Here is a 26927-nt window from a genome sequence, read left to right as displayed (position 1 = left end):
ATAATATATAGGTTATTTAAAAACAAAAAGGAGTAATGGAGCAAATGAAAAAATTAATTGCAATATTAATGGGAGTTACTGTATCAAGTTCATCAGTTATGGCAGTTGTTTCATGTGCCACCATTCCCAAACATGAAGTTCCAGTTCTATTTGAAGGAGCACCGACTATTCCAGGAACAGAAGATGCAGGGGCATGAAAAGATTATTCTAAAGATGACAAAATAGCGGCTTTTGATAGTGGTTTTTCAAAAGCCACTAAACAAGCTTATGGTTTCCCTTGAATAATTATGCAATTAAGAAACTTATTAAGTGTAACTGGGGCTGCAATGAACAACCCTAACCAATTTAATAAACACAACAACTTTTTAATCGGGGACGATCAAGGTGTACAAGGTGCTGCTGTTCATGGGATTTGAAAAAATGAAGATTCAGAAATTCAAGGTAAAGACAAACGTGAATTTTTCAATAAATTTGAAAAAACCCAAATTGCCTCAATTGCTGGTTTATGAGATTTATATAATGAAAGTAAACATGGATTTACACCAACTGCCACAGGTGCTCAGGCCTCTTTAGAAATTGCTAAAGAAGCTTTCGGGTCAGAAGACGGACAAGTTTTTGCTAAAAACTTTTTAGGATTAAATGAAGATAAACAAGATTCAAGTTGACTAGAACAAAAAATTACTATTGATGGAAACACTAAATTCCTTAACTCAGATGTATTAACCGTAATAAGTAATGATGGTAAACTTGAAAACGAGGATTCTGGAACTAAAAGTTTCAAGGAAGCTAATGATAAAACAGACCCACCTAAAGAAAGAACTAAAAAAGTTGGACAAGATGTATTGAATCCATTTAGTCAGTTTATTTTTAGTAGTGGAAACTTACCAACCCCTTCAATTGTAGTTAAAGATCCTGAATCAAATAGTAAAGCCGATGAAACTCCACCAAAGAGTGGGGCAATTATTCTTGAAAATTATAAAGAAGGCGAAAAAAATAAATGAGAAATTAAAAAAGACCAATTCTTAATAGGGGAAGCGACACCAATAACAATTAATTATAAATTTACTTTAGATGCCAAAAATGATAATGCTGATAAATATGATGTAAAAACCACATTCGAAGGATTAAGACCTGTTTATCGTGCAATTGCCGCTGAAGCTAATAATAAAGAAAACACAGATAATAAAAAACTAAATTTTGTTAAATGGACTTTTGCTGGTTATCAATTTAATGATTTTAATTTTATTAAAGATGGTAATAAGGATTTTGGTAAAACTTCTAAACCTGGAGAAGGTGCATTTAGTAAAATTAAACTAACTAAATTAGAAATTAAAAAAGAAGTAAAATAATAACATTTAATGTAGACTTTTGTCTACATTTTCCATATTAAAGAGGTAACATGTTAAAAGAATGAGATGAGTTTTTTCAAGCAGAAAAAAAGAAAGCATATTTTCCGAAATTAATTGCAAAAATTAATCAGGAAAGAGCGAATAACACGGTTTATCCAAGGGCGGAAGATGTTTTCCGTTTGTTTGATTTAATCAAACCAGAAGAGATCAAAGTAATTATCATTGGTCAAGATCCATACCATCAAAAAGGACAAGCTAATGGAATTGCTTTCTCGACAACAAATGATGTCAGAACACCACCAAGTTTAAAAAATATTTTCAAAGAATTACAAGATGATTTACAAATTGACCATACAAAAAACAATGATTTATCAGGTTGAGTTAAGCAAGGTGTGTTTTTAATTAACACTACATTAACAGTTAATAAGTCTCAACCTGGATCTCATGCAAATTTTGGATGAGAACAATTTGTGAACAATTGTTTAGAATTTATTAATAAACATAGTAATATTTATGTATATGTTTTATTTGGAAATTGAGCAAAAAAAACATATAATAACTTAAAATTTAATAACAACTCGATTAAGTTAGAGTTTGGGCATCCATCCCCATTTAGTTATTATAAATTTTTTAAAGGAACCAAACCATTTTCAAAAATTAATTTAGAATTAAAAAAACTTAATCAAATTGAAATTGATTGAACACAGTAGAAAGGACAAGCCAATGAATATAGTTAATGATTTCTTGTTAAAAGACACGAATATGGCTTTAGCAACAGCTGGATTTACGTTACTTAGTGCTTTTCTATTTTTTTTAAGTTCCGCACTTTATTATAATTATCGAAAATCTCGACAACTACCATATAATGGATTAAAATTTACAACTAAAAATATTACTTATATTGCCATGATGGTTGCGGTATCTGTGTCTATTACGGTTGTAATTTCAATGACTTTACCAATTACTGTCTTTCCTCCAATCAGAATCGCTTTTAGTGGGATTATGATTAAAATTACGGGTTTATTTTTTGGTCCTGTTGTTGGAATTATTGCTGGTCTTATTACTGAGGGGTTATGTATTATTTTCATCCCTTCTTATATTCATATTGCTTATTTATTTGTTGCTCTTTCTTTTGGGTTTTGAGCAGGAATAGTATCTTATACTAAAGATTGAAAAGGTAAAAATAAATGATGAACATTTTTGATCATTAATCTTTATACAATTGCTTTCACAGCGATTATGTGATTCATCACAATGAATGGTAGTCATGAAGATGCTGTCTTTTTCGGGATTGAAATTCCAGGTAAATTTATCCCTGCTTTATTTTTAATTATGATGGGGTTAACCCTCTTTGTCATTTGATTAATTGCCTTTGTTTTAGTGGCACTAAAAAGAGAGCATTGACTAGAGATTATTTTACCAATTATTTTATTATGTATTGTGACAGAAACGTTAGCAACAATTTTACTAGCTTCATGAGGTGATTCGAAAATTTTAGGAATTCCTGATTACCAAGGTGGTTACTCTTCAATGGTTATTGTTCGTTTATTGCAAGCGCCACTAAAAATTGCATTTAATACAACCGTTTTATCAACAGTCTTTTGAGTAATGAAACCAATTCTAAAAAAATAAGAGAGGTTTAAATGAAAATATATAATTCACTTACAAGAACAAATACACAGTTAGATAAAAAAGAATTAATGATTTATTCTTGTGGTCCAACAGTTTACAACTATATTCATATTGGTAATGCTCGTCCAAATATTTTGATGGATGTTTTTGTGCGTTTTTTAAAGCACAAAAACATCAAAGTTAATTACTTACAAAACGTTACTGATATTGATGACAAAATTATTCATAAAGCGATTGAAGAAAATAAAACTGAAAAAGAAGTTGCCGAATTTTTTACCAAAGCATATCTTGCTGACTTACAAGCTTTAAACATTATCATGCCAGATAAAATAGAACCAATTAGTCAACACATCAAACAAATGATTAGTTTTATTGATGACTTAGTTCAACAAGGATTTGCTTATAATGTTGATGGTGATGTTTATTTCGCTATCGATCAATGAGAAGCACAATATGGGCAACTATCAGGGAGAAAACCCGAAGAACTAATTAGTGGGGAACGTGTAGAAATTGATCCAAAGAAAAAAAACCCATTAGATTTTAGTTTATGAAAAAAAACCAATGTTGGGATTACATGAGATTCACCGTTTGGTCAAGGGCGACCAGGATGACATACTGAATGTGCCTTATTAATTCAAGAATATTTTCATGGTCAAACAATTGATATTCATTCAGGAGGAATTGATTTAAAATTTCCTCATCATGAAAATGAACGCATTCAATATCTCGCTCACAACCAAAAAGAGTTAGCTAACATTTGAATGCACAATGGTCACTTAAATTGAAAAGATGAAAAAATGAGTAAATCTCTTGGGAACATTGTTTTAGTGAAAGATTTTGTTAAAGATTTTGGAAGTGATGTTTTAAGATGAATCTTCTTATCAACAAACTATAAACAACCATTAAATTTAAGTGATGACTTGCTAACTCAAGCGACTAAGTTTTTTCAAAAACTGGATTACTTGAAAAAGAAAATTGTTTTTTCAAAAGTTATTTTTGAAAAAACCCAAGTTATTGAAAACAAGGACTATATCAAAGAATTTGACCAAGCGATGGGAAATGATTTAAACACGAGCTTAGTGTTATCCATTATTGAAGAATTAATTAAAAATATTAACCAATTAATTAGTCAAAAAACAAATTTTTCAACAATTAAACCTTTATTTGATCAGTTACAATTAATTTTAAAAACTTTAGGTTTTATTGAGCAAATTGAAATTAGTCTTTCTGAAGATGATGAAACCAAAATCAAACAATGAAATCAATTAGTTTTAGGTAAAGATTTTGTCAAAGCTGACTTAATTCGAAGTGAGTTAGAAGCGAAGGGGATAATGTAATGAAACCGAATTTAATTTATGGAAAACGGATTGTTGAAGAATTTTTAAACAAACACCCCAAAATGATTAAAGCGATCTATGTGAAAAACATTAATGAATTTAATGACAATAAAGTTATTGATGAATTTAATATTAAAGTGATTAAAAAAAATGAACAAGAATTAAGTAAAATGTTGGGCGATGATTTAAATCACCAAAATGTGATTGCAGAAGTTAAGGAATACAATTACAAACCTTTTGGTGAAATTAAAGATGAATTAACTCACCGTGAACAAGATTTAATTTTAATTTTAGACCAAATTCATGATCCACATAATTTTGGAGCAATTATTCGCAGTGCTACTTTACTTGGTGTGAAAAACATTATTATCATGGATCATAAACAAGTGATGGTCACTCCAACCGTTGTTAAAACAAGTAGTGGAACTGTTTATGATTTAGCAGTTTCAAAAGTTTCTAACTTAAACAATGTAGTTAGTGAATTAAAAAAATGTGGATATTGAATTTATTCTTCTAACCTTAACAAAGATGCTCAAGATGTTCGGAATGTTGATTTTGCCAGCAAAGCTGTTTTGATTGTTGGAAACGAACAACATGGAAGTAGTAACCTATTAACTAAAAACAGTGATTTAAATATTTTTATTCCTTCAACTAAAGTTATTGATTCATACAACGTTAGTGTTGCGGCCGGAATTTTGATGTATGAAATTGGGAAAAAGATAAAATTATTTTAGAAGCAAGAGCTTCTTTTTTAATTTTATTTTCCAAAAAAATTAAAATTAAAAGAAGTTTTTATTTATATGTAGAAAAATAAACTTTTAGTTGATAATTGTGATAAGCAGAAAACTGCTTAGGAGATTATATGAATAATATAGCCAAAATAGGCTTAAATATCAAAAATTTAGACTGAAATGCAATAAATTTTGAAGAAAAATACGAAATTTATAAACAATTTGAACAACCTGTTCATTATGCATTAAATAAGGTTTTCAAGAAATTCCCAGCTATTCCTCTGGAAAAAAGTGATTATACTTCAATTGCATGAATGGCATTTGATGAAGCAATCACAAAATATGCTGCCATGAAAACAACCAAAACATTACTATCATTTGTCATTGATTCAATAGTTTGAAAATGTACTGATTATGCAGCAACCTTTGTGACTAATCACCACAAAATGTTAAACCTAAGCACACTAGGATATGTGTGATGTGAAAATATCGGTGATAAAGATGATGGTATTCACGAAACTACTATGAAAATGGTTTTAGAAGATTATTTTTCTTTACCAGAAAATGATGAACAAGCACAAGTTTTGTTTGAAGAGTATGTCTTAGGAACAACACAAACTGAAATGGTGAAAAAATATGATATCACCAGAACTAAATTAAAAAGAGTTCTCGACAAAACAATTAGTGATTTATCTAAAATACTTGTATAATTATTTAATGAGGTTATAGGTAGGTTTTTTATGGGGTCTAATAGTAGAAAAATTATTTTAGTGTGTGAAGAATGTTTAAACCGTAATTACAGTTTAACTAAAAGTACACTAACACAAAAAGAACGACTAGAAATTAAAAAATTTTGCCCAACTTGCAATCGCCACACATTACATAAGGAGACTCGATAGTTATGTCTGATAATTTGTCTAAAAAAGAACTTAAAAATCAAAAGAAACAAAAAAAGATTGCAGCTAAACTAGATAAAATTGACGCGAAACAAAAAAAATCTGATGAACCAAAAAGTTTAAAAGCGTTAAAAAAAGAAACAAAAAAAACAATCAGAGTTAAAAAAGAAAAAGATCCAAAAGATAAAATTAATATGAAACTAGCAACAAGAGAATTTCCTGTTAAGCTAGTTAAAGAAGTTAATAAAATCAAATGATCATCATCTAAAAATTTGACAAACAAATATATTACGGTTTTAATTTTTATGATTATAACTGCAATCATGTTCTTCCTAATTGATATGGGATTGCAACAACTATTTAGTTTAATAAAAGTATTATAAGGGGTAAAAATGATAGAAAATAATAAATTAATCGAAGAACTATTAAATATGAAAGGACAATGATTTGTGATCAATTCTCAAACTGGTCATGAAGATAAAGTGCTTTCAGACTTAGTTCAAAAAATTAAAACTTCTAATTTACAAAGTGATGTCTTTGATGTAAGAATTTCAAAAGGATTAACAACAACCAAAGCAGGAAAAGAAGTAATTAAAAATAGATTTCCTGGGTACATCTTCATTAATATGATTATGAGTGAACATGCCTGATTTGTTGTTCGTAACACACCGGGGGTAACTGGTTTTATTGGATCATCTGGAAGAGGTGCTAAACCATTCCCATTAACTGATGATGAAGTCATCAATATGTTAACAACACCAAGCAAAGAAGAAATTGCAGAAACACCCGTTGTTGAAGAAATACCAGTTGGATTTGCAGTTGATGAAGTAGTTTTAATTACTCAAGGTGCTTACAAAGGAACTGAAGGTAAAATTATTGAAATTGATTTAGAAAACAATACAGTAATTGTTGCAGTGGAAATTTTTGGTCGTTATACACCAGCCGAAGTTTCAATTTCACACATTCAATCAGTTAAAGAATTTTAATTTAAAAATGAAAACTTCTTCAAGAAAATGATGCATTAGACCCAAAACTTTTGTTGATTTTCTTGGAGAAGTTTTCTTTTATTTTTTTAGAAAAGTGTTAAAATTAATAAGTCGATTTTTATTGTGGGAGAAAAGCAATTTCGAATGAACCACAGCGAGTAAAGATGTGACACAGATTTAATACTTATAGGAGGTATTACCCGTGGCTAAAAAAATCACACGTATAGCAAAACTTGAATTTATGGCAATGCAAGCAAAACCAGGAGCTGAATTGGCTTCATTAGGAATTAACATGCCTGAATTCACAAAACAATTTAACGATGCAACAAAAGATCGTGCTGGAGACGTTGTTCCAGTTATCATTACAGCTTACAATGATAAATCTTTTGATTTTGTATTGAAAACAACACCAGCAGCTGTTTTATTAAAAAGAGCAGCTAACATTCAAAAAGGTGCAAAACTTTCTGGAAAAGAAGTAGTAGCAACAATTTCAGTTGATGAAATTAAAAAAATTGCTGAATATAAATTACCAGACTTAAATGCTAATTCTCTTGAAGCAGCAATGAAAATTATTGCAGGAACTGCAAAAAACATGGGAATTAAAATTACTGGAATGGGAGATGACAAATAATGGCTAAGTTAGGAAAAAAATTAAAAGCAGCTTCAGCTAAAGTTGAACGTCATACTCAATATGATCCAAAAACAGCTTTACAATTAGCTAAAGATACAGCAACAACTAAATTTGATTCAACAGTTGAAATTGCTTTCAACTTAAATATTGACCCAAGAAAAGCTGACCAACAAATCCGTGGAGCAATCGTGCTTCCATCAGGAACTGGAAAAACTCAAAAAGTTTTAGTTTTAACAAATACTAAAACTAAAGAAGCAACTGATGCAAAAGCTGATTTTGTGGGAGGGGAAGAATTAATTACTAAAATTCAAAAAGAAAACTGATTTGATTTTGATGTTATTATTGCGACTCCAGAAATGATGGCAAAATTAGGAGCAATCGGAAAGGTTTTAGGACCAAAAGGTTTAATGCCTAACCCAAAAACTGGAACAGTAACAATGGATGTTGCTAAAGCAATTGATGATGTTAAAAAAGGAAAGGTTGAATACCGTGCTGACAAAGAAGGAAACGTACATTCAATTTTAGGAAAAGCTTCATTTACTGTTGAACAATTACAAGATAACTTTAATGCTATCTTAGATGCAGTTCAAAAAGCAAAACCTCAAACTGTTAAAGGTGAATACATGCTAAATGTAACTATCTCAACAACAATGGGTCCTGGAATTAAAGTTTTAGCTCCAGGAATGAAAGGATCATTCGCTGATTCTAAAAAATAAGACCAATAAAGGAATTATTTGATAAAAACCACCATGGTGGTTTTTTGTTTGTATAATTTAGGTATAGGAGAATCATGGAAAAAGGTTATATACAAATTTATTGTGGTGAAGGTAAGGGTAAAACTTCAGTTTTGAATGGAATGGTTTTAAGAGCACTTGGTGCTGGGAAGACTATTGATTATGTTCGTTTTTTAAAAAATAGACCAACTAGTGAAAATATTATTTTAGAGAAATTAGGAATTCACATTAAATCTTTTTACCATTTCTCAACCAAGTTTGTTTGAGAAATGGATCCAAAAGAAGTTGAAACGTTCAAACATGAAACTTTACAAGGATATGAATATTTTAAAAATCAATTAAAAAATGAAAACTTAGATATTTTACTTGCTGATGAAATTTTGGGAGCTGTGCAAAATGGATTTATTAATAAACACGATTTAGTTGAAGCACTAAAAAACAAATCAACCCATTTAGAAGTTGCAATGTCGGGGAGATATTCATTTCCTGAGTTAAATCAAGTGGCCCACTTAATCTCAGAAATTAAACCAATCAAACATTATCTTGATGAAGGTGTGATTGCGCGTGAAGGAATTGAATTTTAAAAAGTAGTCAATGTTTGATATAACATGAATGATGCTAACCCAAACCGCACTCCAAAGACACAGTGATGCACCCAACAGTGTTTGGACTTCAACATAAAATAATGGCTAAAACAAGCAAAAGTAATTAACATTAAAACCACAAAACTTTAAAAAAACAAAATCGACTTCGTGTTTTATTTAATAACATGTTATTATTATATTGCTATTAGTTACCTAAGACAGTGGCTGAACATTAGTTCTTAATTTGCTACCGAGGAGACAAAACGTTTTAAAATAAAACTTTTTTGTTTTTTCCTCGGGTCTTACCCGAGGTTTTTAATAGATAGAAAGGGTTTTATGAAATTAGAAAGACCAGCTCATAGTAAGAAAAATGAAGTTGTTGTTGAAATCACAAACAAACTAAAATCTAATGGAGTAGCAATTGCGGAATATAAATTTTTAACAGTTGCTCAAATGACTCAATTACGTCGTTTATGTTTAGAACATAACATCGACATTAAAGTTTACAAAGATTCTTTAGTTCGCAGGGCGGCTAAAGAAGCGGGATTAGATGGATTAGAAGCATTCTTAACTCAACAAAATGTTTTCTTATTTTCAGAAGATCCAATTGCACCAGCAAAATTAGTTGCTAACTTCGCAAAAACTAATGAAAAATTAGTTTTAAAAGCCGGAGTTTATGAAGGTGCAGTAATGGATACCAAAGCAATCAATGAAGTGGCATCAATTCCTTCAAAAGATGAATTATACAGTATGTTCGCATCTTCATTGATCTACCCACTACGTCAATTTATGTTAGTAACTAAAGAAGTTGCTAAACTAAAATCAGAATAAAAATAAAGAAAAGGAAAATACAATCATGGCTATTACAAAAGACGATATTATTAAAGCTTTAGAAGAAATGAAATTAACTGAATTAAACGATTTAGTTAAAGCAATCGAAGAACACTTTGGAGTTGTTGCAGCAGCAGCAGTTGCAGCACCAGCTGCAGCCGCAACAAATGCAGCACCATCAGAAGTAAGTGTTGTTATTACAGCAATCGGAGAACAAAAAGTTAACTTAATCAAAGCTGTTAAAGAATTAACAGGATTAGGATTAATGGATGCTAAAAAAATGGTAGATGGAGCAGTTCCAATTACTGTTAAAGAAAACGTTAAAACTGAAGATGCAGAAGCAATGAAAGAAGCTTTAGTTGCTGCTGGAGCAACAGTTACATTAAAATAATTTAAAAGATTCTAAGCTCTTAAAAAACACCAATTTTGGTGTTTTTTTGTACCTTAATAGTGGATTTATCCACAAAATTACCCATAGATTATTGAAATTTATCAATTAAGTATTATACTTAAAAGATTGAGATTAGTTTAGCTAGCTAAGAACTTCTACTATTCTCTGGGTCTATTGTTGGAAGAATTGGAGAATACGAGTGGTTGGTTTAGACTATTTTCTAAATGATAAATGAGTAAAGAGAACAAGCAAAAATTTAGATAATGACATGTACTTTACAAACTTGCCAGTGTCGCATAATAGTAAATTTCATTTTACATTTAAAAGACAAGTAAGTAGTGATCGTTTTTTATATGATTATTTAAAAGCTTACGAAGTTCCCCGGGATTCAAACATTTCAAAAGATGTGAAATTGATGGATTTTTTAAGCTTATTAGCCATTGAAGAAAATCTTGATCAAGGTGACTACACCAAAACGGTGCAAAGCATTATTGAAATTGATAGTGGAAAAAAACCTAAAACCCGTGAGGAGTTTAAAATTTGAAACCTGATTGAAATTTGGGACTTAATTGAAAATGACAGTTTCCAAATTAATGAAGATAACTATGAACTAATTGTACATATTTTATTCAGGAACATGGGTTTTGACTTAGATATTAAAGCTGATTATTATCGCAATCTTAAAACTTCTACACCATTCAAAAATTTGTTAAATCCACAAACCAAAATCATAGACAAAGAAATACAGGGGTTTTTAAATTATATTAAAAACTTAAATCAAAAAGATATTGGCGGAATTACTCAAGCTGGTGTAATCTTAAATGCTTTCTTGTTTATTTATCCATACAAAGAATTCAGTATTACGCTCGCCTTTATTTTTGCGAGATGATACTTAAAAAGAAATTCTTGGAACATTCCAATTGTCAATCCAATGCATAGCTTTGGTATTCATTGGGATAAATTTATCAAGAAAGTGAATGAAAGTTTTGAAAAACTTAATCTTGATTCACTTTTAGAATTTGAAAAAGAAATTATTAAAAGCGGAGTTAATGATACTTATTGTTTATACTTATTTGATAATTTTATTCAATCAGATCAAAGTGGAACAACACCAGTTTTTCCAAAATTCATTGATAAAGTGATTGCAGCAAAAATTATTCTTTTAAATACAAATGTTTTAAAAGAAGAAAAAATCGCCAATAGTTTGCAAATTAGAAATTTCCAATTTGCCAAAGAAAAAGAGATTAAATCTGTCATTCAAAAAATGTTAGATTTAAAATTCTTAGCTAAAAAAGAAGAGAAACAATCAAGTTTTTTTGAACTAAATGACCAGTTTTTACAAAAAATAAGATTGCTATTAAAAGAAAAATAGGAGAAAAAATGAGCTATAAAATTAAAAAAATTAATCGTAGTGTGGAAAGAAGAGACTATACTAAGTTTTCTTCTAACTTACCACTACCTAATTTAGTTGAAGTACAACTTGAAACTTTTGATTGATTCAAACACAAAGGTATTCAAGAAGTTTTTGATGAAGTTTTCCCAGTTCTTTCAAGTGATGGAACTGCGGTTTTAACTATGGAAAATTGAGAATTCCGTGAACCAAGAACAACTATGTCAGTTGCTAGAACTGAATCAAAAATTTATGACGCACCAATTTATGCTAATTTAAAATTAGCAGTTTCTGCCCAAGAAGAAATTGCTAGAGAAATTGATGGTGTGTTTGTTAAAGATGTGAAAAAATTAATCACTGAATGATTAAAAGAAAAAGCAGAAAATAAATCAGTTGCTTTCAAACAAAATGCTGGAAACACTTATTTCTTCGAAATTAAAGTGAGAGGAGTAGCAACTCCCGATTCTGTGCAAATTGATATTCTTGAAGAAAAAGAAACTTCATTAATTGTTAATGCCTCAATTTATAAATCAGGAGAAGTTTTCTTAGGTGAATTTCCAATGATGACTAATTCTGGAACTTTTATTATTAATGGATCACAAAAAGTTATTGTTTCACAATTGGTTCGTTCACCAGGAGCATATTTTGATAAAACTTTAAACCGTAAAAATGGAGAAATTATTTATTCAGCAGATATTATTCCATCAAGAGGAACATGATTAGAATTTGAAACTGAAACTAAAAAAGCTTTAAACAACAAACCAATTTCTTCATTCTATGTCAAAATTGATAAATCACGTAAATCAACTGCAACTTCATTATTGACAACTTTAGGATTGGAAAAATCTCATGTTTTAGATTTATTTGATGATGTTTCATTATTAACAAATACATATGAACAAGACAACTTAACTGGAGATTGAGATTTAGATTGAGATAACCAAGTTCAAGAAATTTATAAAAAAATCCGTCAAGGTGAAACTGCAACTGCTGAAGGAGCATCTAAATTTATTTATGGATTATTATTTGATAAACGTAAATATGACTTAGCAAAAGCTGGTCGTTTTAAATTACAAGAAAAATTATCAGTTGCTAACCGTTTAATTGGTCGTATTTTAGCTGAAGATATTGTTGATAAAAAAGGTAATGTTTTAGTGCCTAAAGATACTGAAATTGTGAAAGCAAATTTCCAAGAAATTAAACACATTCTTCAAGCAGATGTTATGACTCAAGATGTTAAATTCGCCAACGAAATTGCGGGAGCTAGAAAAGTTCAAAAAGTAAGAGTTTATGCTGACAATGATCAACGTAAAGCAACTGTTGCAATTATCGGGGTTCCATTTAACAACAAGGAAGAATTCTTAACAGTACCAGATATTCTTGCTTCTATTTCTTACGCCATTAATTTAGGAAACTTAATTGGTGAAGTTGATGATATTGACCACTTAGGAAACCGTCGTGTGCGTACAGTTGGGGAATTATTACAAAACCAATTTAGAATTGGTATGATGCGTATTGAAAAAAACGTTAAAGAAAAATTAGCGACATCAAATCTATACAAAATCAAACCTTCAACAATTATTAATAACAAACCACTAACTGCGATTATTGGTGAGTTCTTTAACTTGTCACAACTATCACAATTCATGGACCAAATTAACCCACTTTCAGAGTTAACAAACAAACGTCGTTTAACTGCTCTAGGGCCTGGGGGATTAAGTCGTGATCGTGCTGGATTAGAAGTTCGTGACGTTCACCCATCTCACTATGGAAGAATTTGTCCAATTGAAACTCCAGAAGGACCAAACATTGGATTGATTAACAACCTTTCAACTTATGCAAAAGTTAATGAATACGGATTTATTACGACTCCATACCGTAAAGTGGTTGATGGTGTTATTCAAAATGATATTGTTGATTATTTAACAGCCGATGAAGAACATAACTTTGTGATTTCACAATCTGGTGTTAAACAAGATGACAATGGTAAGATTTTAAACAAAACTGTGGTTGCTCGTTTCCGCGGTGGAGATATGATCGCCAACACAGAAGATGTTGATTATATTGATGTGTCACCAAAACAAATTGTTTCTGTGGCAACCAGTGCGATTCCGTTCTTAGAAAATGATGACGCCAACCGTGCTTTAATGGGTGCTAACATGCAACGTCAAGCTGTCCCACTAATTAATCCTGAATCTCCAATTGTGGGAACAGGAATTGAATTTGAAGCAGCGAGAGATTCAGGAGCAGCAATTGTTGCTGCTGATAGCGGAATCGTTAAATATGTTGACTCAAAAATCATCACAGTTGAATCAAAAAATGGGATCAAGACTTATGAATTAGCTGATTTCAACCGTTCAAATAATGGAACTGCCTTATTACATTCACCATTAATTAAAGTTGGTGATAAAGTAGAAAAAGGACAAATTATTGCTGATGGTCCATCAATGGAACAAGGTGAATTAGCAATTGGACAAAACGTTGTTGTTGCCTTTACAACTTATAATGGATACAACTTCGAGGATGCTGTTATTATGAGTGAACGTGTTGTCATGGATGACAAGTTTACTTCAATTCACATTGATGAATATGTTATTGAAAGACGTAATACTAAAATCGGACCTGAAGAAATCACTCGTGAAATTCCGAACATTTCAGAAGCTGCAAAAAAATTCTTAGATAGTGATGGAATTGTTGCTCCTGGAACTGAAGTTAGAGTTGGTGATATTTTGGTTGGTAAAGTAACTCCAAAAGGACAAACTCAATTATCTCCAGAAGATAAATTATTACACGCAATCTTTGGTGAAAAATCAAGAAACGTTAAAGACAACTCATTACGTGTTCCAAATGGTGGAGAAGGTACTGTGCAATCAATCAAACGTTTCTCACGTGAAGATGGATATGATTTACCAGCTGACGTTTTAGAAATCATCAAAGTTTACATTGTGCAAAAACGTAAAATTCAAGAAGGTGACAAAATGTCTGGACGTCACGGAAACAAAGGGGTTATTTCAAAAATCCTTCCCGTTGAAGACATGCCACACTTAGAAGATGGAACACTAGTTGATATTCTATTGAACCCACAAGGGGTGCCATCACGTATGAACATTGGGCAAATTCTTGAGATTCACTTAGGAATGGCTGCTCAAAAACTTGGTGTTAAAATTGCAGCACCAGTTTTCGAAGGATTAACTTCAACAGAATTAGATGACATTATGGCTGAAGCTGGAATGACTAACTTTGGAAAAGTTAAATTAATCGATGGTCAAACTGGTGAAGTTATGGATAAACCAATTGCTGTTGGGGTGATGTACATGTTGAAACTATCTCACATGGTTGATGATAAATTACATGCTCGTAACGTTGGACCATACTCATTAATTACTCAACAACCATTAGGGGGAAAAGCTCAAAATGGAGGACAAAGATTTGGTGAAATGGAAGTTTGAGCGTTGGAAGCTTATGGAGCTGCTCACATTCTAAGAGAAATCTTAACTATTAAATCTGATGATATTAAAGGTCGTGCGAAAACTTATGAAGCTATTGTACGTTCAAAACAAATTCCCGAACCTGGAATTCCTGAATCATTCAACGTTTTAACCAAAGAAATTATGGGATTAGGATTTGATATGTATATGGAAGACCAAACTGGTCGTAAATTAGCAATCAATGCATATGATGATGACGAAGTTGACTCTGAATTAGATGCATATCAATCAGGTGATCAATTAGCAAATAATTTCGGATACAAAGATACTGATGGATTAACCGGTGTTGATACTGAAGAAATAGAAAAATCATTTAAATAGGAATTGGAGAAATTATGGAATTTAACAAAAACAAAAAATGGATCAAAATCGAATTAGCTTCTCCAGACACTATTCGTTCTTGATCTCGTGGTGAAGTAACAAAACCCGAAACAATCAACTACAAAACATTAAAAGCAGAAAAAGATGGACTATTTGATGAAAAAATCTTTGGTCCAACCAAGAACTATGAATGTTATTGTGGAAAATATAAAAAAGCTAACCCAATGAACAAAGGAAAAGTTTGTGAACGTTGTGGTGTTGAATTGACTGAGTCAATTGTTCGCCGTGAAAGAATGGGACATATCGAATTAGAAGAACCAGTCACTCATATTTGAATGTTAAAAGTAGCTCCCTCAAGAATTGCAGCAGTTTTAGATTTAAAATCTAAAGAACTAGAAGAAGTTGTTTATTTCGTTAGTCATGTTGTGCTTGAAGTAGGAACTTTAAAACAATTAAAAGTTGGAGAAGTACTAGATCTTGGTTCTTCAAAAGCAACTAAAACTCGTGAAAAATTAGCAACAATTATTAAATCTTTATTAGCATCAATTACTGATCAAGAATCACGTGATTTTAGAAAAGCAACACGTTTATTAGAAGAACTAGATAACACAAGTGTGCCTTTCTCAATCGATGAAGCAACAACTTTGATTGCAAAACACACTGGAGCCAAATTTGGAATTGGTGCCGAAGCAATTGAATATCTACTAAAAAATGTTGATATTCCAAACACAATTGAAACATTGAAAAATGATTTACGTGAAAAATCTGGAAGTGCTGAACAAACAAAAATCATGCGTCGTTTAGAAGTTTTGGATTCATTAAATAAATCTGGAGCAAAAGCTGAATGAATGATTTTACGTACCCTACCAGTGATCCCACCAGACATTCGTCCAATTATTCAATTGGATGGAGGACGTTTTACAACTAGTGAAATCAATGACCTTTACAGAAGAATTATTATTCGAAATGAACGTTTAAAGAAAATTAAAGAAATGGGTGCACCATCAATTATCATTAACAACGAAAAACGTATGTTACAAGAAGCTGTTGATGCCTTATTAGATAACGAACGTAAGCCTCGTCCAGTAATTGGAAAAGACAAACGTCCTTTAAAATCTTTAACTTCAACTTTAAAAGGAAAACAAGGACGTTTCCGTCAAAACCTTTTAGGAAAACGTGTTGACTATTCTGGTCGTTCAGTTATTGCTGTTGGTCCAAATTTAAAAATGTACCAAGCAGGAATTCCTCGTGATATGGCAATCATTTTATTCAAACCATTTGTTGTGCAATGATTACAAGAACATGAATTTGCAGAAAACGTTAAAATTGCTGAAAAAATGATTCAACATAACGATCCAAAAATTTGAGAAGCTTTAGAACAAGTGATCAAAGATCGTCCAGTCTTATTGAACCGTGCCCCAACTCTTCACCGTTTAGGAATTCAAGCTTTTGAACCAAAAATTGTTAAAGGGAAAGCAATCCGTTTGCACCCATTAGTAACCACTGCATTTAACGCCGACTTTGACGGGGACCAAATGGCTGTTCACGTTCCGATTACGAAAGAAGCAATCGGAGAAGCTCGTGCTTTAATGTTAGGATCAAATGCAATTCTTGGGCCAAAAGATGGAAAAGCGATTGTAACCCCAACCCAAGATATGATTCTGGGAAACTACTACTTAACACAAGAAGAAAAAGGTGTTTTAGGAGAAGGAACAATCTTTGCAACAATTGATGAATTAAAAACAGCTTATGCTACTGAAAGTGTTAATTTAAATGCTTTAATTGGAATTGCAACAAGTGCCTTACCAGCAACTAAACTACCAGTTGATGCTAAAGATAAATACTTATTCACCACTGTTGGTAAAGTTTTATTCAACGAAATCTTTACTAAAGATTTCGCTTGAATCAACTCTTCAGCAATCTTTAATGCTGAAACTGAAATTCAAAAATATTTATTACCATACTCAACAAATATTAATGATTTCATTGCGACATATGAAATCAATCAACCAATTAAGAAAAAAGAACTTTCATTAATTATTGAAAAATACTTTGGAATTTATGGAGCACGTAAAACTGCTGAAATGTTAGATAACATGAAAGACTTGGGATACTGATTCTCAACTAAATCTGGAACAACTATTTCAGCTGGAGACGTTGTGGCTTATACAGCTAAATATGATGAGTTTGATGAAGCTGATGAAAAAGTTGCTAAAATTACTGAATACTACAACCAAGGAATGCTAACTGCTGCTGAGAAAAAAATTCGTATTATTGAAGTTTGATCTAATTTAAAAGACCAAATTCAAAAAGAATTAGAAGTAATTCTGCGTCAAGATACTAAAAACCCAGTCTTTGTGATGGCTGATTCTGGTGCTCGTGGAAACGTTTCTAACTTTACTCAACTTGTAGGGATGCGTGGATTGATGAATGATACTAAGGGAGATATTAAAGAAATCCCAATTAAATCATCATTCCGTGAAGGACTATCAGTTTCTGAATACTTTATTTCAACGCATGGTGCTCGTAAAGGGATGGCTGATATTGCCTTAAAAACTGCCGATTCAGGATACTTGACTCGTCGTTTAGTTGACGTTTCACAAGAAATTGTGGTTTCTCGTGAAGACTGTGAATCAATTTCTGGATTTAAAATTTCTTCAATTGTGGATACCAAACACAACAACGTGATTGTGCCATTAAAAGACCGTTTAATTGGACGTTACTCATTTGAAGATATTGAAGATGAAGAAGGTAATATTATTATTGCTAAAGATACTTTGATTACTAAAGAGTTGGCACAATTAGTGGTGAAACATGATATTGATTCAGTTTACATTCGTTCAGTGTTAACTTGTGATAACACCCAAGGTGTTTGTCAAAAATGTTATGGTGTGAACTTAGCAACTGGTGATGTTGTTAAACTTGGAGAACCAGTTGGAGTAATTGCCGCGCAATCAATTGGAGAACCTGGAACACAGCTAACTATGCGTAACTTCCATACTGGAGGGGTTGCTGGGGATGCTGATATTACCCAAGGTCTTCCACGTATTAAAGAACTACTTGACGTCACAACACCAAAAGGATCAGTTGCGATTATTTCACAACTAGATGGGATTGTTAAAGAAGTTATTGATGATGATGGAATTTATGTCATTGTTGTTGAAAACGAACAAGAAGTTAAAAAATACCGTACTCAATTCCAAGCTGTGGTACGTGTTGCTAAAGGTGATACAGTTTATAAAGGCCAAAAACTGACAGAAGGAGCAATTGATTTACGTGAATTGTTAGAAGTTGCTGCTGTTGTTGATGTGCAAAACTACATTCTAAAAGAAGTTCAAAAAGTTTACCGTTTACAAGGGATTGAAATTTCAGATAAATACATCGAAATTATCATTAAACAAATGTTAAACAAAGTACGTGTTCTTGATGGTATGGATTCAGACTTATTACCTGGAGAAATCATCACTAGTCAAGCGTATAAAGATAGTGTTGCCAAATCTCTAATGCAAGGTAAACGTCCAGCGATTGTTAAAACAACAATCTTTGGAATTAAAAAAGCTCCATTAGAATCAGGTTCATGATTATCTTCTGCTTCATTCCAAGATACTGCTCGTGTGTTATCAAAAGCCATTATTGGTGGTAAAGTTGATAAACTACAAGGATTAAAAGAAAACATTATGTTAGGAAACTTAATCCCTGCTGGAACTGGACTAACTGGTGCTGAAGAAGTAATGCGTATTGGTGAAGAATACCATAAAAACGAATATTAAAATTAGATAACTTAATCAGTTAAACATTTTAAAATTCTAAAATACCACTTTTGAGAAACCCTCAAAAGTGGTATTTTTTGTATTTTCTCAACAAATAATTATTAAAATTCTAAAAAAACAGCTTGATTAACTTTAGCACTCACTTATATGATTTTCTCAACAAATATCTAACAACACAAATAAAATTTCTATTTTTCAATTTTTTCGTCGATTTATCTCTATTTTTTTAAAAATATTTTTTATTTTTTTCAATTTTTCATTTTTAAAAGTGTATAAAAAATGATAATAAAACCCAAAAGGAGAATGAAAATGGCTGAATCAATTATATTTGTAGTTGTTGCATTAGAATTTGCATTGTTTGCAATTTTCATTACTTGAGGATATGGCAATTGAAAAAAAACATTAATTTATGATGTGTATAAAAATTTAATAGATTTTTCCAAATTTCCATTATTTTTTAAAAAAGCAAAATGTAAATTATTAATTCATAATTTCGTTTGTTTTTTTCTAACACTAATAGCTTACATCATGTCTGGTTATTATTTTTTCATTATAAATAAAGCACATGCATTTAAAAATGAAGTGATTTGATTCTTTGTCATTAGTTCAATTGGATGAATGCTTTATATTGCACTTACCTCTTATTTTTATTTAAAAACAAGCAAAATCATTGCTTCTGCTAGTCATGTTTATGATATTTGTGATCCTGAATTAGAACACAAATGAAATCAAGAAAATTTTAAAATGGATATAAGCCATTACCAATTAAATGAAATTACTTTAATTCCAAATGCAGGTTTAAGATATCGCAGCTGAAAAAAACAGTTGAATATTGAAACCAAAATATATAATAAAAAGATTCTCAAAGCAAAAACACCAAATAAAAAAATCAAACTTTTTCTTAGTTATTTAAGGATTCATGGTTTATTTATTTGAAGAATCGAAAAATATGGTTCAGGTTGAATTGTGATAAATGGTAAGACAGTTTATATCGATGAATTAAAAAAAGCAGTAATTCAAAACTTCTTTTATTATAAAAATTTAAATAAAGAAACCGAAGCAAGATAATTTATAAAAATGTAGAAAGGAAAAAACAATATGATTGCCACCTTAATCACTTATTCTGTTTTATTAATACTTTGTATTTTTTACACTATTTTGTATGCCATGGGTAATAGGTTAAAAAACAAAATAGTTTATAACATGTTTGAAAAAGAAATAAATTTTAAGCAATTACCTCTCTATTTTAAAACAATGCAATGAAAAAACCTAAGTTACTATTTGGTGTTTATGTTTTCATCTTCGTTAATTTTCATCCTCTTTACTTGTTGGACAATTTTTTTAAGCAAAACAAAAAATGAAGAATTGATAGTTTACCTATCAATAAGTATTGGTTTTTGAATTATTCACCTATTAGTTATCCTATGATTTTGATGAAGAAACAACAAATTAATGTGGTCTCAAAATAAACTATATTTCAATTATGAATGCGAATTAAAAAACAAATTATCCTTAGATAATTTTAAGTTCAATATTAATTATCACAAACCTCATCTCATTACTTTAAAAAACACTAATTGATGAATGATGTATTTGTTCTTAATTCCGACATATGCTTGATTTTTTCCACACTCTTGTCCAAAAAATAAAATTAAAATGTTTGAAGCAAAACTTAATTTTGATTTCAAAAAATGCCAGAAGAAGCTTATGAAGTTACCACATAAAAATAGAGAAACTCAAGAACTTAAGATTTTTATTACTTATTTAAAAAATGTTAGTCTTTTCATTTTTTGAATGGAAAAATTGCATCTTGATAGTATGATTGTCGATCAAAAATTAGTGTACTTCTCTGAGTTTAAAAAAGTTATCATTGAAAATTTCTTTTATTATAAAAATTTAGCAGAAACACAAAAATAGTTTAATTTTAACTCATCAAAGTTAACCCATAACTTTGATGAGTTTTTATCTTCAATATCTTTTGGTTTAGGGACAAATAATTGATAATCTCCATGATTGATAGACTTTAAAATTTAAAGAATTAAAATAAGAGTAGAAACCATTAATGAATGGATAACAGTGCCATTTTTAACATTAGCAGGTGGAAGTGATTATGTTAGAAAATGTGATACATATCATGCTGGTATTTTCATTGGTACATGAGCATTCATGACTTGAGATAGACCATGAGCTGATTCTATTAGCTAAAAAACCAACCAATTCATAAAATTTAGAGAAATTTTATTAACCCTTAAAAAAACAAACTTTTGAGATTAATTAGTAACTAATTTTTCAACAAAAGTTTGTTTTTTATAAATCTAAAGCTTCCATTCCACCATTTAAGACATAAACATTTAAATATCCATGTTTACGAAATGCTCGGGCAGTCATGCCTGAACGATTACCAGCATTACATAAAGTAATCAATTTTTCATTTTTGTTTGGAAAATAATGAGCCATGCGATCCACACATTCGGGATATGGAATATTAATTGAATTTGGAAAAGTATTTAAATACTTTAATTCTTGAGGACTTCTCACATCAAGAACTTTTCAACCTTGATCTAATTTTTCATAAAATTCTTTGACAGTAACATAATCTTTCATATAAACCTCATAATTATTTTAAACCTTATTCTTTTTATTTTCGTTTATTGTTAAAATAATTCTAATGGAGGTATCATGAAAGAAAAAATTTATATCACAAATGATCACACCGGTGTTGACATGAAAAATGCTTTAATCAATCATTTACAAAAAGCAGGCTACGAAGTCGTAGATTTTGGGAATAATGATGGAATTGCTAGCAATTATGCTGAATTAGGCATTCAATTAGCTAAGACTGTTGTTAATGAACCAACTAGTTTAGGGATTGTGATTTGTGGCACTGGAGTTGGAATTTCGGTCGCTGCAAATAAAGTTAAAGGTGCAATTGCTGGTTTGAGTTATGAAACTCAAACAGCGGAATTAATTAAAAAACACAATAACGCGAATATAATAGCATTGGGAGCAAGGTTAATTGCTAATGACAAAGCTATTAAAATTGTTGATACATTTTTAAACACACCGTTTGAAGGTGGAAGACACAAAGAAAGAGTAGAGGTACTTAAAAATTATGCAAAGTAACAAATTAAACCCACTGATCCAAGAATCAATAAACAAAGAATTAAAAAGACAACAAACACATATCGAATTAATCGCTTCAGAAAACTATGTTTCTGAAGCAGTCCTAATTGCCAACGGTTCAATTCTGACTAACAAATATGCTGAAGGACTGCCTGGGAAAAGATATTATGGAGGTTGTGAATTTATTGATGAAATCGAAACATTAGGCATCGAAACAGCCAAAAAATTATTTAATGCTGATCATGCAAATATCCAACCACACTCAGGATCACAAGCCAACGAAGCCGCTTACAAAGCAATCATTAAGCCTGGAGATAAAGTTGTGGCAATGTCATTAGATGCCGGAGGACACTTAACTCATGGTTTTGCTTTAAACTTTTCAGGAAGTTTATACGATTTTAAACATTATGGTGTCAATCGTGAAACTGAATTAATTGATTTTGATGAAGTTGAAAAAATTGTTTTAGAACATAAACCAAAATTAATTGTTGCTGGAGCTAGTGCTTATTCACGAATTATTGATTTCAAAAAATTTAGAGAAATTGCTGATAAAGTTGGAGCAATGTTAATGGTTGATATGGCACACATTGCTGGACTAGTTGCTACTGGTCAACACCCAAACCCAGTTGATTATGCCGACATTGTCACAACAACCACGCATAAAACTTTACGTGGTGCACGTGGAGGGATTATTTTCTGTAAAGCTCAATACGCTAAACAAGTTGATTCAGCAGTTTTCCCAGGATCACAAGGTGGACCTTTAGAAAACCAAATTGCTGGGAAAACCCAAGCTTTATTAGAAGCATCAACTCCGGAATTTGTTGAATACGGAAAACAAATTATTAAAAATAGTAAAGCTGTTGAAGCACGTTTTAAAGAACGTGGCATTAGAATGTTGACTGGTGGAACTGATAACCACTTAATCAACTTTGAAGTGAAAACTGCTTTTAATATCACTGGAAGAAAAGCTGAAAAGATTTTAGAATCAATTGGAATTATTACTAATAAAGAATTACTACCATTTGACACTGAATCACCATACAACACATCAGGTGTGAGAATTGGGACCGCTGCTATGACAACACGTGGTTTTAAAGAAAAAGAATTTATTAAAGTAGCTGATTTAATCGTTAGTGCTTTAGAAGATCATTCAGAAGAAAACATCAACAAATTATCAAAAGAAGTAATTGCTCTTTGTGAACAATTCCCGATTTATCAAAATTTAAAATACTAATTATGAAAACATTTTAAGGTTGTATCTTAAAATGTTTTTTCTTTAATCTTTAACAAAAAACAGCATTTTCAAATGCTGTTTTCAATATTTGCTATGTCAAACTATATTGTTGGTAATCAGATTTAAACCATAAAAAAGAACTCATATGAATCTTAGCTATGGCTAAGATTGAATACAGAGTTCATTTTTATATTTGGTCTTTATCAATAGTTTTGATTTCTAGATTTAAAACACATATTAATAATTATTTTACTAATGGAAAACACACGAGACAGAATAAACCATTTTGAAAGAAACAAGAATTTAATAAATAATTATAATTCACAAGGTAGTTTAGACACTTATAATAATTAAGTTTTTAAGAACAGAAAGGAAATTTATTTAATAAACATTATTACTAAGCTAACAGCCGAATATAATAACTTTCGCTAACGAAAGCACAAGAACAACTATTAATTTAATGATGTTAATAATTGAAAAAATATTAAATCATATAATATACAAAGGGTAAGAAAGAGTAAAAACTAACAACCAACTTGGAAAGCCAAGAAGAAACGAATTTTTGAAAATTTTTATAATCTGAAATCTACTATTTTTTAAAAGAACAAATAATAGCAACTAAAAATCAATTAATTCAAAACTTGTCTTTTGACACTGTTTTTTTAATTGCTAACCCTATTATACACTTCTAAGATAATAGTTAAGTGAAAAACGCTATTTTAGAAAAAGTTTTCTTTTATGCTAAATAGTTTGATAAAAAGAAAAACCAGTTATTTTCTTAAAAGATCATTGGTTAAGTTTGTTTAGATCTTAGTAATCATGCCAAATAAAAACAATTAGAGGCTTTATAATAATTTTGCTCTTGTAACACTTGGCTCTTTAATCATGTCCAATTTCGCTTTGTTAGCGATTCTTTTTAACGAAATATTATTTTCAGATGGTAATAAATTTTCTTTTTTTAATACTATATTATTGCAAATAAAAAAAAATCAATAATAGTAATTGTTATGGAGTGACATAAAGACTAGAGTATGTTAAGGACACCACCTTGAAAAAGGCGGTGTCCTTAAGTTAATATATTCTGAAAAATAATAGGCAAAAAACAAATTTTTTGCCTCAGGTTTTGGGAATCGAATTGATTTTATAGATGATTAATAACTTATAAAATATTATGATTCATTTTATGCTCACATCAAATAGGAGAAGAATGAAAAAATTATTAATGATGTTGGGATCTGTGCTTGTAGCAGCAGCATCAACTTCGACGATTGTGGCTTGCTCTTGCAGTCCACACTCAAAAAACAACACCCGCAATGGTAATCAAATGCAAAGATTTAATGTGGATTTAGGTATCTTAGGTGATATCACGCCAGACACTATTATTGCAAAATTTAAAACCTTAAATGCAAGCATGAGTGAAGCAACAATAGCTATAAAAACCGGGACTACTCCCACAAATGAACAAGCAACCTTAAAAATTAATGGTTCTTATCAAGGTGAAGTCGTGGTTAGTTATATCTTCAGAAAAGACATTGGGTTAATGGAAAGCTTAAGGTTTGCACCTGGAGAACCATCTTGAAAAGCAAAACAAATGATTAGAACCGCAATTAACTCGATGTCAGGTTTTGGTTCGGTTAAAGATGCTGACCTTACATTTCAAGGGGCCGGAATTGAAACTGGAAGATTATATGAAGGAGAAATAACTGTCCAAGCTAAAGGTTCATCAAATAAAATTAAAGGTTTAAAAGTGCTTGAAGTAGGAAAAACAGACCTTGCAAATATACAATTAAGTCTTGCTCCAGATATACCCCTGAGTATGGCGAAAGTACATGTTATAAATGCAATCAATAGATTACCAGGTGTTAGCTCTATTAGTGAGGCAGATGATTTTGACATTAGTGGAACTGGGATTAATGGTGCAAATTTAGCTGAACAAGGAAGTTTTACAATAAGAGCTAAAGCTTCATCAAATAAAATTAAAGGTTCAATTACTATTGAATTAACAAAAGCAAACATCACAAATATTCAACCCAAATTGCATGTTGGAGCGACTTTATTAGAGGCTAATACAATTATTAGAGCTGCGATAAATAATTTACCGGGTGTTGGTTTTGTTACTGATAATGATTTTGTTCTAAGTGGAGACGGAATCGTGGATGAGAAATTGGCTGAAGGAAGTGTAACAATAACGGCTTCTAATTCAACGAAAAAAATTATCGGTACAGTTACTATCTTGCTAGCAAAAGTAAATATTGCAAATCTCCAAGTTTCATTGGGACCTGAATCATCATTAATAGATGTAAGAACCGCAATTAGAAATGCGATGAATAATTTACCAGGTGTAAGTTTTATCCAAGATACAGATTTTGTTTTGAGTGAAGAAAGATTTACAAATGGAAAACTAACTGAAGGAGACTTGAGAATAACGGCGTCTACTTCATCAAATAAAATTAAGGGTTCAGTGACAATACAAGTGACAAAACACAACATTGCAAATCTTCAAGTGCCTTTGGCAATTGGGATGACATTAACAAATGCAAAAAGTGCAATTAGAACTGCGATGAATAATTTACCAGGTGTAAGTTTTATCGAAGATACAGATTTTGTTTTGAGTGAAGAGGGAATTGCGAATGAAAAATTATCTGAAGGAAATTTAGTGATTACAGCTGCAGAATCATCAAAAAAAATTACAGGTGCAACAACTATCTCAATAGTGAAACACAACATTGCAAATCTGAAATTAAAACTTATTCCAAATCTATCACTTGCAGAAGCTAAGCATCTTGTTAATGAAAAAATTAAGACTTTACTAGATGTTGCTGATATAACTGATGCGGATTATAAATTGAGTGGGCCAGCATTCGTGAATGGGAACTTAATTGAGGGAGAGCTAACCATAACAGCTGCATCTACATCAAACTTAATCAAGGGTGTATTGACTATTCAATTAGTAAAAGCAGATATTACAAACATGGAAGTTTCTATAATGTTTGGAACATCTTTAGAAAATGTGAAAAATTTGGTTAGAGCGGAATTAAATAAATTAGAAGGTTTTGGTTTTGCTCGTGAAGAAGATTATGAACTAACTGGATCAGCAATTAATGGTGAAAACATCATTGAGGGAGAGTTGATAATTTCAGCTTCAGTTGGAACAGGTAAAATAACAGGTGCAGTTACTATTAAACACGGAAAAATAAATTCTACATTTTATGAATTAATAGCGCTAGCGGAAGCTGGCGTTTTTCAATTCAATACTTTTTGTTTTCTTTTAAAATTATATCACTCTATATATTCTGATATATACTTATGAATTTCATTAAATTTCATTTTGGCAGTAGCTAAATGATTTAAATATTCTCCTTTTAAGCAACCAAAGAAATATTCAACTTCTCGGTTATCTAATGAATTCCCAACCCTTCCCATTGAAGTTTTGGCATTAATAGTTTTTAATTTATCAAGAACTTTATAACTAGAATATTGAAAACAATAATCAGAATGA

The 26927-nt window shown here is 30.7% G+C and carries 23 protein-coding genes and 1 other annotated feature; of the genes, 22 read left to right on the top strand and 1 reads right to left on the bottom strand.

Annotated features, from left to right (window positions below):
* Positions 1-44: 44 nt before the first annotated feature.
* From P695_RS0103030 to P695_RS0102945, 19 genes are all read left to right on the top strand, one after another.
* Complete coding sequence (locus P695_RS0103030) at positions 45-1349, top strand: hypothetical protein (protein ID WP_035026378.1); 1305 nt, start codon at positions 45-47, stop codon at positions 1347-1349.
* A 50-nt stretch (positions 1350-1399) separates the two neighbouring features.
* Positions 1400-2059, top strand: a complete 660-nt coding sequence (locus P695_RS0103025; RefSeq protein WP_028126793.1) for a uracil-DNA glycosylase — start codon at positions 1400-1402, stop codon at positions 2057-2059.
* Positions 2060-2072: 13 nt separating this feature from the next.
* Positions 2073-2981, top strand: a complete 909-nt coding sequence (locus tag P695_RS0103020) for an ECF transporter S component (RefSeq protein WP_028126792.1) — start codon at positions 2073-2075, stop codon at positions 2979-2981.
* Positions 2982-2992: 11 nt separating this feature from the next.
* On the top strand, positions 2993-4318 hold the full coding sequence (gene cysS / locus P695_RS0103015) for a cysteine--tRNA ligase (RefSeq protein ID WP_028126791.1): 1326 nt from the start codon (positions 2993-2995) through the stop codon (positions 4316-4318).
* The gene (gene rlmB, locus P695_RS0103010) at positions 4318-5052 is read left to right on the top strand and encodes a 23S rRNA (guanosine(2251)-2'-O)-methyltransferase RlmB (RefSeq protein ID WP_028126790.1); all 735 of its coding nucleotides are present in this window, start codon (positions 4318-4320) and stop codon (positions 5050-5052) included. The genes cysS and rlmB overlap by 1 nt, the downstream gene beginning before the upstream one ends.
* Before the next feature lie 128 nt (positions 5053-5180).
* On the top strand, positions 5181-5759 hold the full coding sequence (locus P695_RS0103005) for a sigma-70 family RNA polymerase sigma factor (protein ID WP_028126789.1): 579 nt from the start codon (positions 5181-5183) through the stop codon (positions 5757-5759).
* 30 nt (positions 5760-5789) lie between these two features.
* Positions 5790-5948: a 50S ribosomal protein L33 gene (rpmG, locus tag P695_RS06000; RefSeq protein WP_084331599.1), complete on the top strand. Its 159-nt coding sequence runs from the start codon at positions 5790-5792 to the stop codon at positions 5946-5948.
* A gap of 2 nt (positions 5949-5950) precedes the next feature.
* Positions 5951-6328 (top strand): preprotein translocase subunit SecE, encoded by a 378-nt coding sequence (gene secE, locus P695_RS0103000; RefSeq protein WP_051437369.1) that lies wholly within the window; start codon positions 5951-5953, stop codon positions 6326-6328.
* A 9-nt stretch (positions 6329-6337) separates the two neighbouring features.
* Complete coding sequence (nusG, locus tag P695_RS0102995) at positions 6338-6931, top strand: transcription termination/antitermination protein NusG (RefSeq protein WP_035026376.1); 594 nt, start codon at positions 6338-6340, stop codon at positions 6929-6931.
* A 202-nt stretch (positions 6932-7133) separates the two neighbouring features.
* A complete protein-coding gene (gene rplK, locus P695_RS0102990; protein WP_028126786.1) occupies positions 7134-7562 on the top strand; it encodes a 50S ribosomal protein L11 in 429 nt (142 codons plus the stop codon).
* The gene (gene rplA / locus P695_RS05500) at positions 7562-8278 is read left to right on the top strand and encodes a 50S ribosomal protein L1 (protein ID WP_035026373.1); all 717 of its coding nucleotides are present in this window, start codon (positions 7562-7564) and stop codon (positions 8276-8278) included. Before rplK ends, rplA begins: the two co-directional genes overlap by 1 nt.
* A gap of 74 nt (positions 8279-8352) precedes the next feature.
* Entirely contained in the window at positions 8353-8880 is a 528-nt protein-coding gene (locus tag P695_RS0102980; protein WP_028126785.1) for a cob(I)yrinic acid a,c-diamide adenosyltransferase, read from the top strand.
* Between the two features lie 194 nt (positions 8881-9074).
* Positions 9075-9208 (top strand) — a sequence feature (ribosomal protein L10 leader region).
* An 8-nt stretch (positions 9209-9216) separates the two neighbouring features.
* The gene (rplJ, locus tag P695_RS0102975) at positions 9217-9711 is read left to right on the top strand and encodes a 50S ribosomal protein L10 (RefSeq protein ID WP_028126784.1); all 495 of its coding nucleotides are present in this window, start codon (positions 9217-9219) and stop codon (positions 9709-9711) included.
* 25 nt (positions 9712-9736) lie between these two features.
* Positions 9737-10102, top strand: coding sequence for a 50S ribosomal protein L7/L12 (gene rplL / locus P695_RS0102970; protein ID WP_028126783.1), 366 nt, complete (start codon positions 9737-9739; stop codon positions 10100-10102).
* Positions 10103-10370: 268 nt separating this feature from the next.
* Positions 10371-11474, top strand: a complete 1104-nt coding sequence (locus P695_RS0102965) for a hypothetical protein (RefSeq protein WP_146063648.1) — start codon at positions 10371-10373, stop codon at positions 11472-11474.
* 8 nt (positions 11475-11482) lie between these two features.
* Positions 11483-15301, top strand: a complete 3819-nt coding sequence (rpoB, locus tag P695_RS0102960) for a DNA-directed RNA polymerase subunit beta (protein ID WP_028126781.1) — start codon at positions 11483-11485, stop codon at positions 15299-15301.
* A gap of 14 nt (positions 15302-15315) precedes the next feature.
* Entirely contained in the window at positions 15316-19071 is a 3756-nt protein-coding gene (gene rpoC / locus P695_RS0102955; protein ID WP_028126780.1) for a DNA-directed RNA polymerase subunit beta', read from the top strand.
* Between the two features lie 309 nt (positions 19072-19380).
* Entirely contained in the window at positions 19381-20139 is a 759-nt protein-coding gene (locus P695_RS0102950; RefSeq protein ID WP_028126779.1) for a hypothetical protein, read from the top strand.
* 639 nt (positions 20140-20778) lie between these two features.
* On the top strand, positions 20779-20988 hold the full coding sequence (locus tag P695_RS0102945; RefSeq protein WP_028126778.1) for a hypothetical protein: 210 nt from the start codon (positions 20779-20781) through the stop codon (positions 20986-20988).
* 390 nt (positions 20989-21378) lie between these two features.
* Here the strand turns inward: P695_RS0102945 and P695_RS0102940 are convergent, their stop codons facing one another.
* Positions 21379-21675: a rhodanese-like domain-containing protein gene (locus P695_RS0102940; RefSeq protein ID WP_028126777.1), complete on the bottom strand. Its 297-nt coding sequence runs from the start codon at positions 21673-21675 to the stop codon at positions 21379-21381.
* Between the two features lie 75 nt (positions 21676-21750).
* Here P695_RS0102940 and P695_RS0102935 point away from each other — a divergent pair, with 75 nt between their 5' ends.
* The 3 genes from P695_RS0102935 to P695_RS0102925 all read left to right on the top strand — a co-directional run bounded on the left by P695_RS0102935 (position 21751) and on the right by P695_RS0102925 (position 26897).
* Positions 21751-22194: an RpiB/LacA/LacB family sugar-phosphate isomerase gene (locus P695_RS0102935; protein ID WP_028126776.1), complete on the top strand. Its 444-nt coding sequence runs from the start codon at positions 21751-21753 to the stop codon at positions 22192-22194.
* Complete coding sequence (locus P695_RS0102930) at positions 22184-23428, top strand: serine hydroxymethyltransferase (RefSeq protein WP_035026368.1); 1245 nt, start codon at positions 22184-22186, stop codon at positions 23426-23428. The genes P695_RS0102935 and P695_RS0102930 overlap by 11 nt, the downstream gene beginning before the upstream one ends.
* A 1207-nt stretch (positions 23429-24635) precedes the next feature.
* Entirely contained in the window at positions 24636-26897 is a 2262-nt protein-coding gene (locus tag P695_RS0102925; RefSeq protein WP_028126774.1) for a hypothetical protein, read from the top strand.
* The last annotated feature ends 30 nt before the right edge of the window (positions 26898-26927 follow it).

The organism is Williamsoniiplasma lucivorax ATCC 49196, assembly GCF_000518285.1.
In the GTDB taxonomy this organism is placed as follows: Bacteria; Bacillota_I; Bacilli_A; order Mycoplasmatales; family Mycoplasmataceae; genus Williamsoniiplasma; species Williamsoniiplasma lucivorax.
This window is presented reverse-complemented; position numbering and strand designations above follow the sequence as displayed.